The organism is Dyella sp. 01N36 (assembly GCF_056399745.1).
Genome location: NZ_JBFTRY010000334.1, coordinates 1 through 2,046 on the forward strand (window position 1 = coordinate 1; position 2,046 = coordinate 2,046).

Here is a 2,046-nt window from a genome sequence, read left to right on the forward strand (position 1 = left end):
CCGACAACAGCGGCCGCAATTTTTCATCGATAGCTTCGCGCGCCCGAAATATACGTGAACGTACCGTACCGATCGGACAGCCCATCGCCTCGGCGATTTCCTCGTAGCTGAGGCCGTCCACTTCACGCAGGGTGATCGCGGTGCGCAATTCCTCAGGCAAGGCTTGGACAGTGGAAAATACCGTTTGTTCAATTTCCTGTCGCATGAGTTCGCGCTCGGGGGTGGCGCTCTCATGCATGCGGTCGGCGCCGGGGACGAAAGCGGCATCGTCGATGGCGATATCGTCGGCCGGCGGGCGGCGGCTCATGGCCACCAGATGGTTCTTGGCCGTATTGACGGCAATCTTGTACAGCCAAGTATAGAAAGCACTCTCGCCACGGAACGACCCGATCGCCCTCCAGGCGCGGATGAAGGCCTCCTGGGCCACGTCTTCACATTCWGCGTGGTTCTTCAGATAACGGGAGACCAGGCCCACGACCTTGTGCTGGTACTTGCGCACCAGTAGATCGAAGGCCCGTTTGTCCCCCTGTTGGACGCGCTCGACCAGCGCGCTGTCCAGTTCATTTTCGCCCATCCGGGCCATCTCCTTCGTCGATGCTGCCACGCGCCCTGGGATGCCTTGTGAATGGATGCGAGCTGCTCAGACAAGAACTTCACGTTCTAGTTCAGAGTGACCCCCATCCCCGGGACGACAAGTGCGCCAACGCGGCGACACCGATGGTGGAAACGCATGGGCACTCCTAAGGGAGCACCGGTCATGACGAAAGGACCACCACCGCCCCAGCAGTGCGGCCCACGGGCGCATCGGGCGCCCTACCCTTGAGTATGGGGCTCTTCGCGGCGCACGCAAGTCATGCGGCGGTATCGCTGATGCCGGCCAGCAGGCGCTGGCGCTCCAGCAACAGCTTCTCGAACACCGGCTGCGGCAGCGGACGGCAGAACAGGAAGCCCTGCAGTTCATCGCAGTCGTTGGCGCGCAGGAATTCCATGTGCTGCTCGGTCTCCACGCCCTCGGCCACTACGCCACGCTTGAGGCGGTGCGCCATCTCGATGGTGGCGCGCACGATAGCCTCGTCATCGGGATCCACGCCGATGTTCTTGACGAAACTCTGGTCGATCTTGATGCGGTCGGCCGGCAGCTTGCGCAGGTAATCGAGCGAAGCGGCACCGGTGCCGAAGTCGTCGATCGCGATGCGCACGCCTAGCCGGTGCAGACCTTGCAAGTTCTCCACCAGGTTGGGCGCGGCCTTGATGCTGATGCTTTCGGTGATCTCCATTTCCAGCAGGTTGGCYTCCAGCCCGCTTTCATCGAGCGCGGCCGAGACCACTTCCAGCAGGTTGGGCTGCATCAGCTGCACCGCCGACAGATTCACGCCCAGTCGCAGGCCGAGACCGAAGCGGCGCTCCCATTCCTGGGCGTGCCGGCAGGCCGCGCGCAATACCCATTCGCCGATGGAAACGATCAGCCCGGTTTCCTCGGCCAGTGGAATGAAAAAGCCCGGGCCGATGAAACCCAGTTCCGGGTGCTCCCAGCGAACCAGCGCCTCCATGCCCACGATGTCTTCAGTGACCGCATCCACCTGCGGCTGGTAGAACACGCGCAGCTCGCCCTTGTGCTCGGCATGGCGCAGGCCGGATTTCAACGCGAGGTTCTGCTGCTGCGACTGTTCGGCACTGCCTTCGAAAATCTGATAGTTGTTGCGGCCCAGACTCTTGGCGGCATACATCGCCTCGTCGGCGTGCTTGAGCAGCGTATCGGCGTCGGGGGCATCGTCGGGGAAGAAGCTCACGCCGATCGACGCCGTCACTTGCAGCTCCGTGCCGTCGTCGATGCGCAAAGGAGCGCCCATCACCTGCACGATCTTCTCGGCGATGCGCAGCACGTCTTCGTTCTTGACGATMTGACGCAGGATCACCACGAATTCGTCGCCGGCATAGCGCGCCACCGTATCGGAGGCACGCACGCTGCCGCGCAAGCGCTGCGTGGTGGTCAGCAACACCTGGTCGCCGACCGCGTGACCCAGTGTGTCGTTGACGGTCTTGAAG

General features: G+C 62.8%; 2 protein-coding genes. Both read right to left on the reverse strand.

Annotated elements, in window-relative coordinates; all coding sequences use genetic code 11:
• Positions 1-574 (reverse strand): RNA polymerase sigma factor RpoE (gene rpoE, locus AC1DMG_RS21790; protein ID WP_477181117.1); only part of this gene is annotated, 574 nt, incomplete at its 3' end.
• Between the two features lie 277 nt (positions 575-851).
• Positions 852-2,046 (reverse strand): putative bifunctional diguanylate cyclase/phosphodiesterase (locus tag AC1DMG_RS21795; RefSeq protein ID WP_477181118.1); only part of this gene is annotated, 1,195 nt, incomplete at its 5' end.